The organism is Acidobacteriota bacterium (assembly GCA_016196035.1).
In the GTDB taxonomy this organism is placed as follows: Bacteria; Acidobacteriota; Blastocatellia; order RBC074; family RBC074; genus JACPYM01.
Genome location: JACPYM010000017.1, coordinates 1 through 2018, shown reverse-complemented (window position 1 = coordinate 2018; position 2018 = coordinate 1). Strand labels below are relative to the sequence as shown.

Here is a 2018-nt window from a genome sequence, read left to right as displayed (position 1 = left end):
GGACGTGTTCGTAAATGTGATCGGCGGCTTGCAGGTGGAAGAACCGGCGGTTGATCTGGCAGTGGCCATGGCAGTCGCCTCGTCGGTGCGCGATTTACCTGTCCCGGCGGATTTGGCGCTGGTAGGTGAAATTGGATTGTCGGGCGAATTACGGGCGGTGAGTCAACTCACAGCCCGACTAAAAGAGGCGGCCAAACTTGGATTCCGTCGCGCCATCATCCCCAAAACCGTGCGCCAGAGCGAGCCGTTCCCCGATGGAATCGAGATCATCCAGGCCCGGTCAGCGCATGAAGCGATTGATATTGCTCTCGGCAAGCCGCGCCGGAATGACAATTAAGCGCAATACGGATCGTTTTTTTGACTTTTGTTCGCCGATATGTTAAGATTAGGCCACCGACGGCAGTTCCTTTATTGCTTACATCCTTCTGCCCGTCCACCCGGCCTTATTTGCTGTTTTGTGTTGACTGTGTAAGCTCTTTTGTAGTACTTCCTTTTTTCTTTGCGCGTCAAACAAAACATTTCCGCTCATGTCCAGAAAAAGTGCAAGGGGCATAGAGACGCTCATGTCCAGAAAAAGTGCAAGGGGCATAGAGAACTGCTATGATTGCACTATGGATTTTCCAATCGTTGACCTATTCGATGAGGACATCAGCACCGCCTGGGTGCTGAAATACTTTCACCCGCGCGGTCTGAAGTGCCCACACTGTCAGGCCAGCGTCAAACAGGCACGTCCCTTTCGACAGACAAAACGGAGTCGCCTCTGCGTCTATCGTTGCAAAAAGTGTCAAAGCATTTATACCCTGTACAGCGGCACCGTCTTTGAAGGAAAGCATTTGCGTCCCGCACAAGTCATCGGACTCTTGCGAGGCGTTTGTAAAGGTGAGCCGGGTCTGACCTTGGCGCGTGAACTTTGCCTGAGCCGCACGACACAGCATGAGTTGCGTCAAGCCCTGCAAGCCAACGCCCAACGTTTACAACCGACCACGCGCTTGAATGACCAGCGGACTGAAACGGATGAGATGTTTCAGAACGCCGGGGAAAAAAGGCCAAAAACACGAGGATCCAGAAGACCCACCACGCCGTCGGGCCAATAACCAGCGTGGGCATGGCACGTACGCCAATGATCGTCCGCCTGTGCTCGGGACGGTGGGTCGCCAGAGTGGCAAGGTGCGCTTGCGGGTCGTGAAACATACCGATGGGAAAACCTTGCGCCTGCATGTGCAAACATTTACCCGACCAGGCGCGGAAGTGAATACAGATGAATGGCGCGGTTATACGCGCTTGCAACGCAAGCATGCGACAGTCGCGCATGGGCAAGGCGAATGGGCGCGGGATGATGACGGTGATGGCGTGCGCGAAGTGCATGTCAATACGATTGAAGGCTTGTGGACAGGCGTGCGCAATTTCTTGCGCCCGTTTCGTGGTGTGCATAAGCGCAACCTGGGTCAGTACGTCGCGATTTGCGAGTTCAGGATCAACATGAAGAAAGTCACGCCCAAATTCATTTCCGCGCTCGTCGCTTTGCACTAATTCTGGACATGAGCGGATAAAGCTGCGGTCTATGCCAATAGCAAGGTTTACGCGGGTGTCCAGCATAACGAGCCGTTGGCGATTCGTGGCAACATTGGAGATTGTCTTGCTGTAACCTACGTGAGTGAACTCACAGATGGCGGCAACGAAGTTCCCTACTCCAAGACCAACATTCACATCCACCACGTCCAGTTCGACACCCAGGCCTCCGATGGCGTGATCTCCGGCTTCTCGTTCGAGCAGTCTATCCGCCCGTACAAGATCGTGGATCCGCAGTTGACCGCCGCCGTTAATCCCGGCGACACGGTTCTGCATCTGTCCAGCGTAGCCAAGTTCCAGAATGGCGTGTGGATCGCCGTTGGCCTGGGCACGGAAGGCATTGAGATTCGACAAATTGCCTCGATTGACAACGCCGGTTCAACCATCACCCTCAACAAGTCCGTCGCCAACGCTCACCCGGCAGACGAATGGGCGGGCACCGAGTTTGT

General features: G+C 54.8%; 4 protein-coding genes. All 4 read left to right on the top strand.

The features are described from left to right. Positions 1 to 337 (top strand): DNA repair protein RadA (locus HY011_05975; protein MBI3422468.1); only part of this gene is annotated, 337 nt, incomplete at its 5' end. A 274-nt stretch (positions 338 to 611) separates the two neighbouring features. Next, entirely contained in the window at positions 612 to 1094 is a 483-nt protein-coding gene (locus HY011_05970; protein ID MBI3422467.1) for a hypothetical protein, read from the top strand. Next, entirely contained in the window at positions 1015 to 1530 is a 516-nt protein-coding gene (locus HY011_05965; protein ID MBI3422466.1) for a transposase, read from the top strand. Before HY011_05970 ends, HY011_05965 begins: the two co-directional genes overlap by 80 nt. 75 nt (positions 1531 to 1605) lie before the next feature. Beyond that, positions 1606 to 2018: hypothetical protein (locus tag HY011_05960; GenBank protein MBI3422465.1), on the top strand; the 413-nt coding region annotated here is incomplete at its 3' end.